At 58.5% G+C, this 16,371-nt stretch carries 14 protein-coding genes and 2 tRNA genes; 1 reads left to right on the top strand and 15 read right to left on the bottom strand.

Features of this window, described 5'->3' with window-relative positions; all coding sequences use genetic code 11:
• Positions 1–62: 62 nt before the first annotated feature.
• The 15 genes from pnp to rlmE all read right to left on the bottom strand — a co-directional run bounded on the left by pnp (position 63) and on the right by rlmE (position 15,840).
• Positions 63–2,228: a polyribonucleotide nucleotidyltransferase gene (gene pnp, locus MHM85_RS16745; RefSeq protein WP_139527977.1), complete on the bottom strand. Its 2,166-nt coding sequence runs from the start codon at positions 2,226–2,228 to the stop codon at positions 63–65.
• A 137-nt stretch (positions 2,229–2,365) separates the two neighbouring features.
• Positions 2,366–2,635, bottom strand: coding sequence for a 30S ribosomal protein S15 (rpsO, locus tag MHM85_RS16740; protein WP_009723734.1), 270 nt, complete (start codon positions 2,633–2,635; stop codon positions 2,366–2,368).
• Between the two features lie 117 nt (positions 2,636–2,752).
• Positions 2,753–3,673, bottom strand: coding sequence for a tRNA pseudouridine(55) synthase TruB (gene truB / locus MHM85_RS16735; protein ID WP_239286469.1), 921 nt, complete (start codon positions 3,671–3,673; stop codon positions 2,753–2,755).
• Positions 3,673–4,080, bottom strand: coding sequence for a 30S ribosome-binding factor RbfA (gene rbfA / locus MHM85_RS16730; RefSeq protein ID WP_219862522.1), 408 nt, complete (start codon positions 4,078–4,080; stop codon positions 3,673–3,675). Before rbfA ends, truB begins: the two co-directional genes overlap by 1 nt.
• Positions 4,081–4,099: 19 nt before the next feature.
• A complete protein-coding gene (gene infB, locus MHM85_RS16725) occupies positions 4,100–6,640 on the bottom strand; it encodes a translation initiation factor IF-2 (protein WP_153843153.1) in 2,541 nt (846 codons plus the stop codon).
• 27 nt (positions 6,641–6,667) lie between these two features.
• Positions 6,668–8,182, bottom strand: a complete 1,515-nt coding sequence (gene nusA, locus MHM85_RS16720) for a transcription termination factor NusA (RefSeq protein WP_153843154.1) — start codon at positions 8,180–8,182, stop codon at positions 6,668–6,670.
• Between the two features lie 70 nt (positions 8,183–8,252).
• Positions 8,253–8,714, bottom strand: coding sequence for a ribosome maturation factor RimP (rimP, locus tag MHM85_RS16715; RefSeq protein ID WP_139527972.1), 462 nt, complete (start codon positions 8,712–8,714; stop codon positions 8,253–8,255).
• A gap of 325 nt (positions 8,715–9,039) precedes the next feature.
• Positions 9,040–9,116, bottom strand: a tRNA-Met gene (locus MHM85_RS16710).
• Positions 9,117–9,250: 134 nt separating this feature from the next.
• Positions 9,251–9,337 (bottom strand) — tRNA-Leu (locus MHM85_RS16705).
• A gap of 34 nt (positions 9,338–9,371) precedes the next feature.
• Entirely contained in the window at positions 9,372–9,731 is a 360-nt protein-coding gene (gene secG / locus MHM85_RS16700) for a preprotein translocase subunit SecG (protein ID WP_153843155.1), read from the bottom strand.
• 4 nt (positions 9,732–9,735) lie between these two features.
• Entirely contained in the window at positions 9,736–10,485 is a 750-nt protein-coding gene (gene tpiA, locus MHM85_RS16695) for a triose-phosphate isomerase (protein ID WP_153843156.1), read from the bottom strand.
• A 128-nt stretch (positions 10,486–10,613) separates the two neighbouring features.
• Complete coding sequence (gene glmM, locus MHM85_RS16690) at positions 10,614–11,963, bottom strand: phosphoglucosamine mutase (RefSeq protein WP_139527969.1); 1,350 nt, start codon at positions 11,961–11,963, stop codon at positions 10,614–10,616.
• Between the two features lie 2 nt (positions 11,964–11,965).
• Positions 11,966–12,877 carry a dihydropteroate synthase gene (gene folP / locus MHM85_RS16685; RefSeq protein WP_239286470.1) on the bottom strand — a complete coding sequence of 304 codons (912 nt, stop codon included), beginning with the start codon at positions 12,875–12,877 and terminating at the stop codon, positions 11,966–11,968.
• A gap of 103 nt (positions 12,878–12,980) precedes the next feature.
• Positions 12,981–14,978, bottom strand: coding sequence for an ATP-dependent zinc metalloprotease FtsH (gene ftsH / locus MHM85_RS16680; RefSeq protein ID WP_139527968.1), 1,998 nt, complete (start codon positions 14,976–14,978; stop codon positions 12,981–12,983).
• A gap of 214 nt (positions 14,979–15,192) precedes the next feature.
• Complete coding sequence (gene rlmE, locus MHM85_RS16675) at positions 15,193–15,840, bottom strand: 23S rRNA (uridine(2552)-2'-O)-methyltransferase RlmE (RefSeq protein WP_153843157.1); 648 nt, start codon at positions 15,838–15,840, stop codon at positions 15,193–15,195.
• Between the two features lie 114 nt (positions 15,841–15,954).
• Here rlmE and yhbY point away from each other — a divergent pair, with 114 nt between their 5' ends.
• On the top strand, positions 15,955–16,281 hold the full coding sequence (yhbY, locus tag MHM85_RS16670; RefSeq protein ID WP_153843158.1) for a ribosome assembly RNA-binding protein YhbY: 327 nt from the start codon (positions 15,955–15,957) through the stop codon (positions 16,279–16,281).
• Positions 16,282–16,371: the final 90 nt, after the last annotated feature.

Here is a 16,371-nt window from a genome sequence, read left to right as displayed (position 1 = left end):
AAAACGACACCGCCCCCACAGCCAAGGGCTGCGGGGGCGGTAAATCCTACGCTGAGCGCTCGTTAGCTAGCGACGTCCGCCTCGGCAGCTTCAAACGCTGCTTTCTCTTCTTCGGTGATCTCTTTGATCGAGAGCTTCACGCGGTTGCGGTTGTCGATATCCAACACCTTCACGATGACATCGTCGCCTTCGTTCAGGAAGTCGCGCACGTTATTGACGCGCTCCTGGACGATTTGCGAGATGTGCACCAGGCCATCGGTTCCCGGCATGATGTTCACGAACGCACCAAAGTCGGCGATACGTACGACCTTGCCTTTGTACAGCTTGCCGATTTCCGCTTCGGCGGTGATCGCCAGTACGGTATCGATCGCTTTCTTGGCAGCGGCTTTGTCTTCGGCGTAGATGCGAACGGTGCCATCGTCATCAAGATCGATCGATGCACCGGTGTCTTCGCAAATCTTGCGAATGGTGGCGCCGCCCTTGCCGATGACGTCGCGAATCTTGTCCGGATCGATTTTGATCGTCGCCATGGAGGGGGCGTTTTCCGACACCTCGTTACGGCTTTGGCTGATCACGGCGTTCATCTGCGCCAGGATACCGATGCGCGCATCGTGGGCCTGTTGCAGCGCAGTCTCCATGATCTCTTCGTTGATGCCCTCGATCTTGATGTCCATCTGCAGGGCAGTGACGCCCTCTTCAGAACCGGCCACTTTGAAGTCCATGTCACCCAGGTGGTCTTCGTCACCCAGGATATCGGTCAGCACCGCGTAGCCGTCTTCGTCTTTGACGAGGCCCATGGCAATACCCGCCACCGGGGCTTTCAGCGGAACGCCCGCATCCATCAACGCCAGCGAGGAGCCGCACACGGACGCCATGGAGCTAGAGCCATTGGATTCGGTGATTTCCGACACCACACGGATGGTGTAGGGGAACTCTTCTTCAGACGGCAGCATCGCTTGGACACCGCGACGCGCCAAACGGCCGTGGCCGATTTCACGGCGCTTTGGGCCACCCATGAAGCCAGCTTCACCCACCGAGTAGGGAGGGAAGTTGTAGTGCAGCATGAAGCGGTCTTTACGCTCGCCTTCCAGCGACTCGATGAGCTGCGAATCACGCAGCGTGCCGAGTGTTGCGACCGCAATGGCCTGGGTCTCACCACGGGTGAAGATGGCCGAGCCGTGAGTTTTCGGCAGCACGCCGACGTCGATGTTCAGCGGACGCACGGTAACGTTGTCGCGGCCATCGATGCGCGGCTCGCCCTTGACCACGCGGGAGCGCACCACACGCTTCTCAAGCGCTGCGAACGCGCCTTTCACGTCATCCTTGCTGAACTTGCCTTCCGCTTCCTCTTCGCCTTCCGCGGCCGCTAACTGTTCGACGGCCGCGTCTTTCAGCGCTGCGAGTGCATCTTGGCGCTGCATTTTATCGGTGATGCGGTACGCCTCACCCACTTTGGCTTCAAAGGCGTCGGCCATGGCCGTTTTCAAGGCAACGTTTTCTGCCGGCGCCTGCCACTCCCAGCGCGGCTTACCGGCTTCAGCGGTCAGCTCTTTGATGGCGTCGATCGCGACCTGCATCTCCTGGTGGCCAAACAGTACGGCACCCAGCATTTCGTCTTCGAGCAGTTCTTGCGCTTCGGACTCCACCATCAGCACGGCGTTTTCGGTACCGGCCACCACCATGTCCAGCTCGGAGGTGGTCAGCTCTTCGACGGTGGGATTCAGGAAGTAGCCTTGCTCTTCGTTGAAGCCAACACGGGCGGCACCAATCGGGCCATTGAACGGAACGCCTGAGATGCTCAGCGCCGCCGAGGTGCCGAGCATGGCCGCGATGTCCGGATCGTGATTACGGTCGGTGGATAGAACGGTACAGATCACCTGCACTTCGTTCATGAAGCCTTTCGGAAACAGCGGGCGAATCGGGCGGTCGATCAAACGCGACGTGAGGGTCTCTTTCTCCGTCGGGCGGCCTTCACGCTTGAAGAAGCCACCGGGGATTTTACCCACGGCGTAGGTTTTCTCTTGGTAGTGTACCGAGAGCGGAAAGAAGGGCTGGCCTGGGTTGACGTCTTTCTTCGCCACCACCGTACATAGGACGACGGTGTCGTCCATGGTGACCATCACGGCACCAGTGGCTTGGCGAGCGATACGCCCAGTTTCGAGGGTGACGGTGCTGCGACCGTATTGGAACGTTTTTTTGACCGGATTCACGGCTACTTCCTTTAACATTAATAGCTACTTGTCTTTTCGCTTGGGTCGTTTGACTCGCCACCATTCTAGGCGTTGAGGCGCCGTACGGCTACCAGAAACAAAAAAACGGGCAGCTCACAAGGAGCTGCCCGTTTCGAATCATGGCCGTTAAAAACTTAGCGGCGCAGACCCAGACGCTGAATCAGAGACTGATAGCGTTCGAAATCTTTACGCTTCAGGTAGTCCAGCAGCTTACGACGCTGGTTTACCATGCGGATCAGACCACGACGAGAGTGGTGATCCTGCTTGTTGGTCTTGAAGTGATCCTGCAGGCCGTTGATGTTGGCGCTCAGCAGTGCAACCTGAACTTCAGGGGAACCGGTATCGTTATCGCCGCGGCCGTATTCGTTGACGATCTCGGCCTTTTTCTCAGCGGTTAATGCCATCTGTCTCTCCAGTAAGCAATATGCCTAAAAATGAATGGGTGAGACCACGCATATTTGCAGTCTCAGGCGACCATTTTCGCGCAAATCGCCACATCCTTGCAACGTTTTACCGCGATATTACGAACGAGCGACCGTGCTTAACAGCCGCCTGGGGGCCACTTCCTGCGGCCCTTTTACAACGCCAAGGCCGATAAACGTCTCGGCGTGATAAAGTCGTGCCAACGCATCGGGTGCCAATTCATCGACGGTGAGCTCGGCTGACTGTCCGTGGGCCAGTCGGCCAAACGAGGTGTCATCGACGTTCAGCGATGGCAGATGATCGACCAGCACATCCACGGGCATGAGTTCGGCTTCGCGGTCGGCTTGGCTAGCCAGTGCTTCCAACGCCTCGAGTGTCCACATCGCGTCGCCATCGAACGGTCCGGTTTTGAGCCGCCGTAGCTGACTGATGTGGGCACCACAGCCCAGGGCGTGACCGATGTCTTCGGCCAAGGTACGGATATACGTGCCTTTGCTACAGCTGACTTCCAGCTCGAACGCCGTGCCCTCGAACGCCAGCAGGCGCGCATCATACACGCTAACCCGCCGCGCTGCACGTTCAACCTGCTTGCCCTCACGCGCCAGCTCGTAGAGCTTTTTGCCCTGGTGCTTCAACGCCGAATACATGGGCGGTACCTGTTCGATCTCGCCACGAAAGCGGACCAGCACGGCCTCCACCTCCTCGCCGGTGAGGCTTGGCACCTCACGCCGCTCGATGACGTTACCCTCGGCATCGCCGGTGTCGGTGATCACCCCCAACTCTACCCGGGTGCGATACATCTTGTCGGCTTCCAGTAGGTGCGCGGAAAACTTGGTGGCCTCCCCCAGGCAGATAGGCAGAAGCCCTGTTGCCATGGGGTCCAGCGTGCCGGTATGTCCGGCTTTTTGCGCCTCGAACAGACGACGCACGCGCTGCAACGCGTGGTTGCTGGAGAGGCCTTTCGGCTTATCCAGCAGCACCACGCCATTGACCGGTAATCCGCGACGGCGACGGGCCATTAGCGCGTCTCCTCGCCCGCATCCGGAGTGTCGTCATCGGCTTGACGTGCGCGGTCAGAAGAGACCGCTTCGTCGATTAGCGACGAGAGGTGCTGGCCGCGCACCACGCTTTCATCGAAGTGAAAACGCAGCTCCGGCACGTGCCGGAGTTGAATACGCTTGGCGATTTGGCTTCTCAGAAACCCCGAGGCGCGCTTGAGCACCTGCAGGTTCTCCTTGATACGCTCGGGATCTTGCTCCCCCAGCAGCGTCACGTAGATATCGGCGTAGCCAAGGTCACGACTAACGGTGGCCCCGCTCACCGTGACCATGCCCAAGCGCGGATCTTTCACTTCGCGTTGGATCAGTACCGCCAGCTCCTTTTGGAGCTGGTCGGCTACTCGGTCGGTACGCTTGAATTCGCGCATGATTGCTCCTCGCGCGGCCTTACAGGCTGCGCTCGACCTTCACTTGGTCAAAGACTTCGATCTTGTCGCCGACCTGGACATCGTTGTAGTTCTTCACGCCGATGCCACACTCCATGCCGTTACGCACTTCTTGCACGTCGTCTTTGAAGCGGCGCAGCGATTCGAGCTCGCCTTCGTAGATGACCACGTTGTCACGCAGAACGCGGATGCGCTTGCTGCGCGAAACGGTGCCTTCGACGACCATACAGCCAGCCACCGCACCGATCTTCGGCGCGCGGAACACGTCGCGTACTTCGGCCACACCCACGATTTCTTCTTTCCACTCGGGGGCAAGCATACCGCTCATGGCCTGTTTGACTTCGTCGATCAGGTGGTAGATGACGCTGTAGTAGCGCAGATCCAAACCTTCACGCTCGATGATCTCACGGGCTGCGGCATCAGCACGGACGTTGAAGCCGACCACGATGGCTTCCGAGGCCAGCGCCAAGTTGGCGTCGGTACCGGTGATACCACCCACACCGGAGGAGACCACGGCCACCTGTACTTCTTCGGTGGAGAGCTCTTCCAAGGCGCCTTTGATCGCTTCCAGCGAGCCCTGTACGTCGGCTTTGAGGACGATGTTGACCTTGGCCACTTCGTCTTGGCCCATCTGGCTGAACATGTTCTCCAGCTTGGCCTTCTGCTGACGCGCCAGGCGTACTTCGCGGTATTTACCCTGACGGAAGTTGGCCACTTCGCGGGCTTTCTTCTCGTCGGCCACGACCATGAAGTCGTCACCAGCATCTGGTGTGCCGTCGAGACCTTGGATCTCTACCGGCATGGCGGGGCCAGCGGTATCGACCTGCTTGCCTAGCTCGTTGGTCAGCGCGCGAACGCGACCGTAGTGCAGGCCCGCCAGGACGATGTCGCCCTTCTTGAGCGTACCGTTTTGTACCAGCACGGTCGCCACGGGACCGCGGCCTTTGTCCAAGCGTGACTCGACGACGACCCCTTTACCTGGCGCAGACGGTACGGCTTTGAGTTCGAGAACCTCGGACACGAGCTGAATCGCTTCCAGCAGGTCTTCGATGCCTTCACCACTTTTCGCCGAGACGTGAACGAACTGCGTATCGCCCCCCCACTCTTCCGAGATCACGCCGTGCTGAGAAAGCTCGTTCTTGACACGATCAGGATCGGCCTGGGGCTTATCGATCTTGTTCACGGCTACGACCATCGGTACGCCAGCGGCTTTCGAGTGCTCGACGGCCTCGATGGTTTGCGGCATGACGCCATCGTCGGCCGCCACCACCAGGATGACCACGTCGGTGGCTTTCGCACCGCGAGCACGCATGGCGGTAAACGCCGCGTGACCGGGGGTATCCAGGAAGGTCACGCCGCCGTGGTCATCTTCCACATGGTAGGCACCGATGTGCTGGGTAATACCGCCAGCTTCGCCAGTGGCGACTTTCGCACGACGGATGTAGTCCAGCAGTGAGGTCTTACCGTGGTCGACGTGACCCATGACGGTGACGACCGGTGAGCGGGTGATCTCTTCACCTTCGTAAGAGATGCCTTCCAGCATTTCCGTTTCCAGTGCGTCATCCTTCACCAGTTTGACCTTGTGGCCCATCTCTTCCACCACGATCGCCGCCGTATCTTGATCGATGGTCTGGTTGATGGTCACAGCTGCGCCCATGGTGAACATGGCCTTGATCACTTCGTTGGCCTTGATCGACATCTTGTCGGCCAGCTCAGCAACGCTGATCGACTCAGGGATCGAGACTTCACGGACGATCGGCTGCGTCGGCTTCTGGAAGCCGTGCTTGCCGTTGCCATTTTGGCTCGCCCCACCGCGACGTCCGCCACGGCGCTCGGCACGCTTCACTTTTTTGCCGCCGCCACGCTTGCGCTCTTCGCGATCACCGCGATCATCGTCGTCGTCACGACCTTTCTTCTTCGCTGCAGCCTTTTTCGGCGGTGCAGTACGACGGTCGGTACGACCCTCCTTAGGCGGCGCAGGCGGTAGATCGTCACCTGTCGACGTGTCTTCGATGTCTAGCTCAGGCACCTCGATGTCCGGCACATCAGTGGCTTTGGCCTTGGCTTGCTCTTCCGCCTCTTTACGAGCGGCATCTTCGGCTGCCTGGGCTTTCGCCGCAGCGGCTTTCTCTTCTGCAGCGCGAGCATCACGCGCTTTGCGCTCGGCTTCCGCTTCGGCCATGTCACCGACTAACTGACGCGGCCCCGAGTGCTTGGGTTCGGGCGCCTTCGGCTTCTCTTCTTCCTCACGCTTGACGTACGTTTTCTTCTTACGCACCTGCACTTCGATCGTTTTACCACGCTCGCCGGTCTTGATACGGCTACGGGTTTTACGGGTCAGCGTGATGCGATTCTTGCTCGGCTCGCTGTCACCACCGCCGTGGCTTTTCTTCAAAAAGCTCAGCAGCGTCTGTTTGTCGTCTTCAGAGACGGCGTCACTTTCCGAGCGGTGTTTCAAACCGGCTTCTTTCATCTGTTCCAAGAGGCGGGGCACATCGCGGCCCACCTTTACTGCAAAATCTTTAACTGTCATATCTGACATAGTGACCCTCCTCAGCCCGTGACCTGTTTACTGTGTGTTTGAGTCCGATGCGTCATCGACTTCAAACCAGGGCGCACGGGCAGTCATGATCAGTGCCGCTGCGCGCGCTTCGTCCAACTCCTCGATATCGACCAGATCGTCGACAGACTGCTCGGCGAGATCTTCCATTGTGACAATGCCGCGACTGGCCAGAATGAAGGCCAAATGACGCTCCATGCCGTCCATTTCCAGCAGATCGTCCGCTGGTTGAGCACCGTCTAGCGCTTCTTCCGAGGCAATGGCCATCGTCAGCAGCTCGTCTTTCGCACGTGCCCGCAGCTCTTCGACCAACTCTTCGTCGAATTCTTCGATGTCGAGCATCTCTTCGAGCGGCACGTAGGCGACTTCTTCCAGGGTGGTGAACCCTTCCTCCACCAGCAGGCGAGCGACCTCATCATCGACCCCCAGATGATGAACGAAGGAATCCACCAGGCTGTCGATCTCCTGCTCGCGCTTCGACTCGGCTTCGTCTTCGGTCATGACGTTGATCCGCCAGCCGGTCAATTCAGACGCCAAACGCACGTTCTGGCCGCTACGGCCAATGGCCTGTGCCAGGTTGTCCTGGGCCACGGCGACGTCCATAGCGTGCGCATCCTCGTCCACCAAGATCGAGGCCACGTCGGCCGGCGCCATGGCGTTGATCACCAGTTGAGCCGGGTTGTCGTCCCACAGAACGATATCCACACGCTCGTTTTGCAGCTCAGACGACACCGCCTGAACGCGGGAACCGCGCATACCCACACACGCACCCACCGGATCGATGCGGCGATCGTTGGTTTTGACGGCAATCTTGGCCCGCGAGCCGGGGTCGCGAGCGGCCCCCTTGATCTCGATCAGCTGCTCGGCGATTTCCGGCACCTCGATCTTGAACAGCTCGATGATGAACTCAGGACAGGTGCGCGAAAGCTGCAGTTGCGCGCCGCGAGCCTCCGGGTCGACCTTGACCAGCAGCGCACGTACGCGCTCGTTCATCCGGTAGCGCTCGCCCTGGATCATCTCGTTGCGCGGCAAAAACGCTTCGGCGTTCTCACCCAGATCGATGATCAGACCATCACGGGTAGTCTTCTTAACGATACCCGCGACGAGTTCGCCTTCACGGTCAGCGTACTGACGCACGACTTCGGCACGCTCGGCTTCGCGCACTTTCTGCACGATGACCTGCTTGGCAGTTTGCGCGGCGATACGCCCGAACACGGCGTTTTCGATCTTTTGCTCGACCACATCGCCCAGTTTCAGCGGCGGGTCGCGCTGCTCGGCAATGCTCTCTTTGATTTCATAGTCTGGCGTTTCGAATTCGTCGTCTTCGACCACGGTCCAGTAGCGGAACGTATCGTAGTCGCCCGTGCGGCGATCGATATGCACGCGCACGTTCGCTTCTTCATGCTCGAAACGCTTACGAGACGCGCTTGCCAGTGCGGCTTCGACCGCCTCGAAGATAACATCGCGGGGGACGCCTTTTTCATTGGAGATCGCGTCCACGACCATTAAGATTTCTTTACTCATGCGTTTGCCTCGCCAGAAAACCTGTCCTTTTGTGCATCATCCCGGCGCCTGCCGGAAGCCGCGACCCGTATTATTCGTCGAACTGCGGGACAACGTGCGCAGAATCGATGCTTTCGATAGGAAAGCAGTACTCTTCGCCTTCCAGTTGCAGTAGCACTTCATCGCCCTCGACACCTGCGAGGAGCCCTTGGTATTTGCGCCGCCCATCGAACGCGACGCGTAGCTTCAGAGCGACATGGTGGCCCTGATAGCGGATAAAGTGATCCAGGGAGTAAAGAGGACGTGCCATGCCGGGCGACGAGACTTCCAAGCGGTATTCGCCGGGAATTGGGTCTTCCACATCCATCACGGCACTGACTTGGCGGCTAATATCAGCGCAGTCTTCCACGCTGACACCGCTCTCGCGCTCGATGTAAATCACCAGCCGCGAATGCTTGCCCTGGGAAATATGGTCGATACCCCATAGCTCGAAGCCCATGGCGGCAACGACAGGTTCGATCAGCGCGTGAAGCGCAGCGTGTTTTGTGGCCACAGACAAAGCTCCTATAGCCGTTGCATCAGGCACCTGGCCAGGAGTCGTAAGAAAAGCTAGGTGGCTGATTGGCATTACCTGGGAATGTGTCTCTGGCTACTCGAACAGCATCCGCTCTTGAGACACGCTTGGCTCGCAAAAAGCTCTTCATAAAAGCTGTTTACAAAAAACCAGTTACAAAAAGCTACTAACAAAAAGCCCCTTCACAGGAAGGGGCTTTTCAAAAGAAACCTGTAGTACCATTTTAGCAACATGTCGCGAATTTTTCGCAGATCAAAAGCACCTTAATACATGCTATTGAGCCTAAACCATGCTACTAAATAAATGGTAGCGGGGACCGGATTTGAACCGATGACCTTCGGGTTATGAGCCCGACGAGCTACCAGACTGCTCCACCCCGCATCAATCTAGGTCGACGATAATAGACACTTGAAGGACTTACGTCAAGAACTCATTCAATAGTTCGCTTCACGTGCATCTTACGTCTCAGGTGCCAATCCTGATAGTCTGGGAAGCTGAATAATCAGCGAATCAGATGGTGCCGAAGGCGGGACTTGAACCCGCACGACCGTAAGGTCACTACCCCCTCAAGATAGCGTGTCTACCAATTCCACCACTTCGGCATCAGGGGAGGCTAAAGAAAGCGACATCAAGAAGTTACTCGCTGCTTTCCTCTAGCACTGGCGCGGTATTATCCATACTTGCAGGGGAGTCGTCAAGCGTTGGAATGTTTTGCTGCTGTTCGATCATCCGCGCATCAGGAATACCGGCTTCCGGCGCTTGGCCTGCCTGAGTGGCAAAGTATGCTAGAGCCATCGAGGTCACAAAAAAGCCAGCGGCTAAAACACCGGTGGTACGCGACAGGAAGTTACCGCTGCCCCGCGAGCCGAAAACCGTTTGCGACGCACCGCCACCAAAGGCTGCGCCTGCTTCGGCACCTTTTCCCTGCTGGAGCAGGATGAGTACAACCAAGGCGACCGCAATCACCACGTGAACCATAAGAATTGCAACTTGCATGGCGTTATCCTGCTGACTGACAAATGGCGTAGAAATCGTCGGTTTTGAGTGAAGCACCCCCCACCAAACCGCCGTCGATGTCCGGCTGAGCCAGTAGCTCAGCCGCGTTACTTGCGTTCATGCTACCGCCGTAAAGCAGTTTCAACTGCTCGGCAAGCGACGCATCAAACCCTGCCTGATAGGCGCGAATGCCTGCCATGACCTCTTGGGCCTGCTCTGGCGTGGCCGTCCGGCCCGTACCGATCGCCCAAACGGGTTCATAAGCAATGACAACCTGTGAGCGCTGCTCGGGGGCTAAGCGGGCCATGATATAGCCAACTTGGCGCAGAACGACGTCCATCGTGCGTCCCCCATCACGCTCTTCCAGCGTTTCCCCCACACATAGAATCGGCGTTAGCCCTGCATCCACCGCTGCCAACAACCGATCGAACACCTGCTCGTCGCTCTCGCGGTAGAGCTGGCGACGCTCAGAGTGCCCCACTAACACGTAGGTCACGCCCAACTCTTTGAGCATGCTACCGCTCACTTCTCCAGTATGCGCCCCGGAGTGATGAGGATTGAGCGTTTGAGCACCCAACTGCAGCGGCGTATCGTTGAACGCTTGGCGTGCAGCGTCTAGGTAGGGAAACGGCGGAATCACGACCACGTCAATGGACGTGGGCAGCGAAGCTGACGCGAAAGCTTGGCCGAACGCGTCGATCAACGCCTTGGAACCGTTCATTTTCCAGTTGCCGGCAATCAATGGCGTACGCATGAAGAATCCTCACTCAAGGTGGAGCGAAATGGTATAGGAGCCGCCTTGTCAAGACAACCGCTGTTGCACGGGCAATCGCAGGCACGGCGCGCTTTTCGGGTAAAAGCGACTCTCACTTTTAGAAGCCACTAACCGAGCAGCGCCTCGACTTGGGTTGCCAGCTTATTGGCCAAACGGTCGACATCCAAATGGGCACGCCCTTCGACCATGACACGAATCAATGGCTCGGTACCCGACGGCCGCAACAGCACTCGGCCCTGATCACCCAGCTCTGTTTCCAGGGCAGCCACGGCGTCCATAAGGGGCTGGGCTGCCATCACTTCTTTGGCATTCGTCCCGGCGGGCAAGCGCACGTTGACCAGCGACTGCGGCACTTTTTCGAGCCCTTTCAGCAGTGCGGGCAAGGGTTTCTGCTCTCGCACCATCAGCGCCAGCACCTGCAACGCCGATACGACGCCGTCTCCCGTGCTCTGTACGTGCCCGCAAACGATGTGTCCGGACGCCTCACCTCCCAACTCCCAACCGTTGGCCGCCATCATCTCCATGACGAAGCGATCACCAACCTTAGCGCGTTGAAAAGGAATGCCGAGCCGGTCCAGCGCCATGGCAAGCCCGAAATTACTCATCAGCGTGCCCACCACGCCACCTTCCAACAAACCACGCTCGTGACGGTCGCGGGCTATTAGATAGAGAATATCGTCGCCATCGACTTCTCGACCATCGGCATCGACAAGCAGCACGCGATCACCATCACCATCGAAGGCCACTCCAAGGTCGGCCCCTTGCTGAATGACCGCTGCGCGCAGCGCGGCCGGGTGTGTCGAGCCAACCTGATGGTTGATATTCAAGCCATCCGGTGCGGCACCGATCACGCTTACGTCCGCGCCCAGCTCACGGAACACGCTGGGGGCGATATGGTAAGTGGCTCCATGGGCGCAATCCAATACCACTTTCAGGCCGTGCAAGCTCAGCCGGTCGGGCAATGTCGATTTGCAGAATTCGATATAGCGGCCCGCCGCGTCATCGATGCGCGTCGCCTTGCCCAACTGCGCCGCATCGACGGTGGTCAACGGCGCCTCCAGCATCGCTTCGATACGGTCTTCCACCGCGTCGGGTAACTTCTTACCTTCAGCAGAGAAGAACTTGATGCCGTTATCGTCGAACGGATTATGAGACGCCGAGATCACGATCCCGGCGTCGGCGCGGAAGGTTCGCGTGAGATAGGCGATTCCCGGCGTCGGCATCGGCCCAAGCAGCGACACGTCGACCCCTGCGGCCGATAGACCGGCCTCCAACGCCGACTCGAACATATAGCCCGAGATTCGTGTATCTTTTCCGATCAATACTCGAGTGCGCCCTTTTTCACGGCGTAATACCTGCCCGGCGGCCCAGCCCAGCTTGAGCATGAAGTCGGCCGTGATAGGCGCTTGCCCCACGGTACCGCGAATGCCGTCGGTACCAAAATAGCGTCTTGTCATACTCAAAGCTCCTTATCCACGGGTGGCTCACACCCCTCCTGCAACACCACCCACGCCATGTTAACGGCATCCACCGTGGGCCCGACATCATGCACCCTCAGGATGCTCGCGCCTCGCTCCACCGCCATGGCCGACAGCGCCAGTCCACCGGCTAACCGCTCTTCCACAGGACGTCCCAGCACTTTCCCGATCATACTTTTCCGCGACATACCCACTAGCATAGGCAGCTCCAGCGAATGTAGCGTGTCCATGTACTTCAATAGCCGCAGGTTATGCTCGACGGTTTTGCCAAAGCCAAACCCAGGGTCGATGAGCAAGCGCTGACGGCGCAACCCAACTGCTTCACAAGCGGCGATGCGCTCGGCGAGATAGGTAGCCACTTCTTGCTCGATGGGATCTCGATAGCTAGGCGCGTGCTGCATGCTCTGCGGCTCACCTTGGCGGTGCATCAAACAGACAGGCAAGCCGCTGCTGGCGGCGGCGGCCAAAGCGCCCTCACGCTCGAGCGCCCGCACATCGTTGATCATGCCTGCGCCCAAGGCGCTCGCTTCACGAATGACCATGGCGCTACTGGTATCCACCGAGACCAGCGCATCGAGCTCGCGCACCAAGGCTTCGACCACGGGTGCGACACGATCCAACTCCTGCTGTTCCGAGACCGGCGTGGCCCCGGGACGCGTGGACTCCCCCCCCACGTCGATCATCGCGGCGCCTTCCGCCAGCATACGTTCGGCGTGGCGAAGTGCATCGTCTAGGGCAACATGCTGACCGCCATCGGAGAACGAATCTGGCGTGACGTTCAAAATCCCCATGACGCGCGGGAACGAAAGATCGAGCGTATGGCGCCCGCAGCGCAGCTGCAAAGCACTCTTTGTCGAGCGCAAAGGCGATGAAGGGTCAACGTTGGAAGTCATGCTGCCGCCTAAATCAAAAGAAACATAAATACGATTGCCCAACAGCATAACAAAAAAGGCGCCCCCATAGGGGACGCCTCTGCGACTCATGGCTTTGGCTGGCTCAAGGGCCTGCAGGGCCGCCCAGCGGGTCGGAGGGACGGCGGCGCGGCTCGTCGTCGTCCTCTTCGCCATCGTCGCTCGATGCGTTCGACGCTTGATCCTCTGACTTGGTGTCAGGCTTGTCATCGTTCACGCGCATACCACCACCCGATGAGTCACCGTCGCTCCAGCCCTCCGGTGGACGCGGGTCACGGCCTTCCATGATGTCTTTGAGCTGGTTGGCGTCAATGGTTTCGAACTTCATCAGCGCTTCTGCCATGGCATCCAGCTTATCGCGGTTGTCATGCAGGATTTGGCGCGCCTGCTCGTAGCACTCGTCGATGATCTTGCGCACTTCTTTATCGAGTCGCGTGGTGGTTTCGCCCGACTTCAACTTGCCACCACCTTGTCCCGGGCCGCCGAGAAACTGGTGAGACTCGTCCTCGTCGTACATGATCGGGCCCATCTCATCCGAGAGCCCCCACTTGGCGACCATGTTATGGGCCAATTCCGTCGCCCGCTTGATATCGTTGGAGGCACCGGTCGTGACACCGTTGACACCCAATGTCATCTCTTCAGCGATGCGACCACCAAACAACGAGCAGATCTGACTAATGATTTGCTGACGTGACAGGCTGTAGCGATCCTCCTCGGGTAGGAACATCGTCACACCGAGCGCGCGGCCACGCGGGATGATGGTCACCTTGTAGACCGGGTCGTGTTCGGGCATGACCAAACCGATAATTGCGTGGCCCGCTTCGTGGTAGGCCGTATTGAGCTTCTCTTTGTCGGTCATGACCATGGATTTGCGCTCTGCGCCCATCATGATCTTGTCTTTGGCAAGCTCAAGCTCGTCCATCCCCACCAAGCGCTTGTTACGACGTGCGGCAAACAGGGCGGCTTCGTTCACTAGGTTTGCGAGGTCGGCACCCGAGAAGCCCGGTGTACCGCGCGCGATGAGCTGCGGTTTGACGTCGTCCGCTAGCGGAACCTTACGCAGGTGAACGCCCAGAATGTGCTCACGGCCTCGAATGTCTGGCAAGCCAACGGTGACCTGGCGATCGAAACGGCCGGGGCGCAGCAGCGCGGGGTCAAGTACGTCAGGGCGGTTAGTCGCGGCGATGACGATGATGCCTTCGTTCGCCTCAAAACCGTCCATTTCTACCAGTAGCTGGTTCAGCGTTTGCTCACGCTCGTCGTTACCACCACCCATCCCCGTGCCGCGAGAGCGGCCTACGGCATCGATCTCATCGATGAAGATGATGCAGGGCGCCTGCTTCTTGGCCTGCTCGAACATATCGCGAACGCGCGAAGCACCCACCCCCACGAACATCTCGACGAAGTCGGAACCCGAGATGGAGAAGAACGGCACCTTGGCTTCGCCGGCGATGGACTTGGCCAGTAGCGTCTTACCGGTACCGGGCGGGCCCACCATCAGCACGCCGCGGGGAATGGTGCCGCCCAGGCGCTGAAACTTGGTCGGGTCGCGCAGGAAGTCGACCAGCTCTTCGACCTCTTCCTTCGCTTCGTCACAGCCTGCCACGTCGGCAAAGGTGGTTTTGATCTGGTCCTGAGAGAGCAGCTTCGCTTTGGACTTGCCAAAACTCATTGGGCCGCCTTTACCGCCCCCAGCGCCGCCCTGCATTTGGCGCATGAAGAACATGAAGATAGCCAGAATCAGCAGGATCGGAAAGCTGGCGATCAGTAGACGCGTCCAGATGCTCTGCTGCTCTGGCTCCTTACCGACCACGGTGACGTTATTGCTGAGCAGATCGTCCATCAGCTTGGGATCTTCCGCTGCTGGACGAATGGTCTGGAACTGCGAACCATCCGTGCGCTCACCGGTGATGGTGTAGCCATCGATGGTGACGCTACGTACCTGTTGATTTTGCACCTGCTGCACGAACTGAGAGTAGTTCGTGGTCTGAGGTGCGCTTTCCGTACTGAAATTATTGAACACTGTCAGTAGAACGGCCGCGATGACCAACCACAGAATCAGGTTCTTCGCCATATCGTTCAAGGGGCTACCCTCATTACAAGAATCCGTCAGTTAACCGCTAATACTCTGACCTTACACCAGAGCTTAACGTTCAACCATTGCCAAAGCCCGTTGGGCGTTGGGCCATCTGTGTCACGCTCGTCCAGTGTGCATAATGTGACACATCTTGCGCCTGCCTGTCTGGCAATCGCGATGATAAATCTTGGCTATTGCGCCAGCGGCATGTCCGCGCCGGTCACCCGCGAAAGCCCTCCGCTAAAAAGTAGACTTCCCGCGAGCGCGCTCGTGAGGCGTCCGGTTTGCGGGTCACCACTCGGTCAAAACTGCCGCGCAGTTCTTTAAGGTACGCATCAAAACCCTCTCCTTGAAAGACTTTCACCAAAAAGCGGCCTTTTGGAGAGAGCGTTTCTCGAGCCAGCTCCAACGCCAGCTCGGCTAAATACATGGCCTGCGGCTGATCGATGGCCGCCATACCACTCATATTGGGGGCCATGTCGGACATAACAAGGTCTACCGGGCGATTTCCCAACCGGTCGAGAATCGCATCGAGCACGCTCTCCTCGGTAAAGTCACCCTGAATGAAATCGACACCTGCCAGCGCATCCATCTCCAGGATATCGGAAGCGATGACCACCCCTTCCGGCCCGACTTTTTCGGCGGCGATCTGGCTCCACCCGCCAGGGGCAGCCCCCAGGTCGATGACCGTCATGCCATTGCGAAACAGCTTATCCTTCTCGTCCAGCTCTAGCAGCTTGTAACTCGCCCGTGAGCGATAGCCATCCTGCCAGCTCTGCTTCACATACTGGTCGTCGAAGTGCTCTTTCTTCCAGTTGTTGCTGGTTTTGCTCACTGAATGTTTTCGGCTTGGAGGCTTTTGCTGCATGTGGGAATCTGACGCTTGGATAAGGGATGGGCGCGTTCACGCGATTGCTTTCACTCAGCGGCATTTCACCGTAAGATGGAACGTTAAGCGCTAACCGGGATACCGCAAGATACCATGAGCTTGTCACAGGCACAAAAGAAAGCATTTCGCAGCATTGGCCACCATTTGAACCCGGTGGTCACCGTTTCTGAGAACGGCGTCTCCGACAATTTGCTCGCAGAACTCAACCGCGCGCTCAACGATCACGAGCTGATCAAAGTCAAGCTCGCCCTGCCAGAGCGGGACGACCGTGCCGCGATGATCAACGAGCTGCTGGCTGACAGCAACGCCGAGCTGGTGCAAACCATCGGCAAGATGGCACTGCTGTATCGCCGCAATCCAAAGGCGAATCCCAAGCTGTCGAACGTCACTCGCTTCGAGAATCACCACGGTCGACACTAACGCGTACAGGGCGTTCAGGCTCGATGTCACGCACCTGACCACCAAAAGGCCCGATGCAGTCTCCTGCACCGGGCCTTTTTTTGCGCTAGC

The organism is Halomonas sp. McD50-4, from assembly GCF_022348135.1.
Classification (GTDB): Bacteria; Pseudomonadota; Gammaproteobacteria; order Pseudomonadales; family Halomonadaceae; genus Vreelandella; species Vreelandella piezotolerans.
The sequence above is the reverse complement of the archived record's forward strand: the minus strand, read 5'-3'. Positions and strand labels throughout refer to the sequence as shown.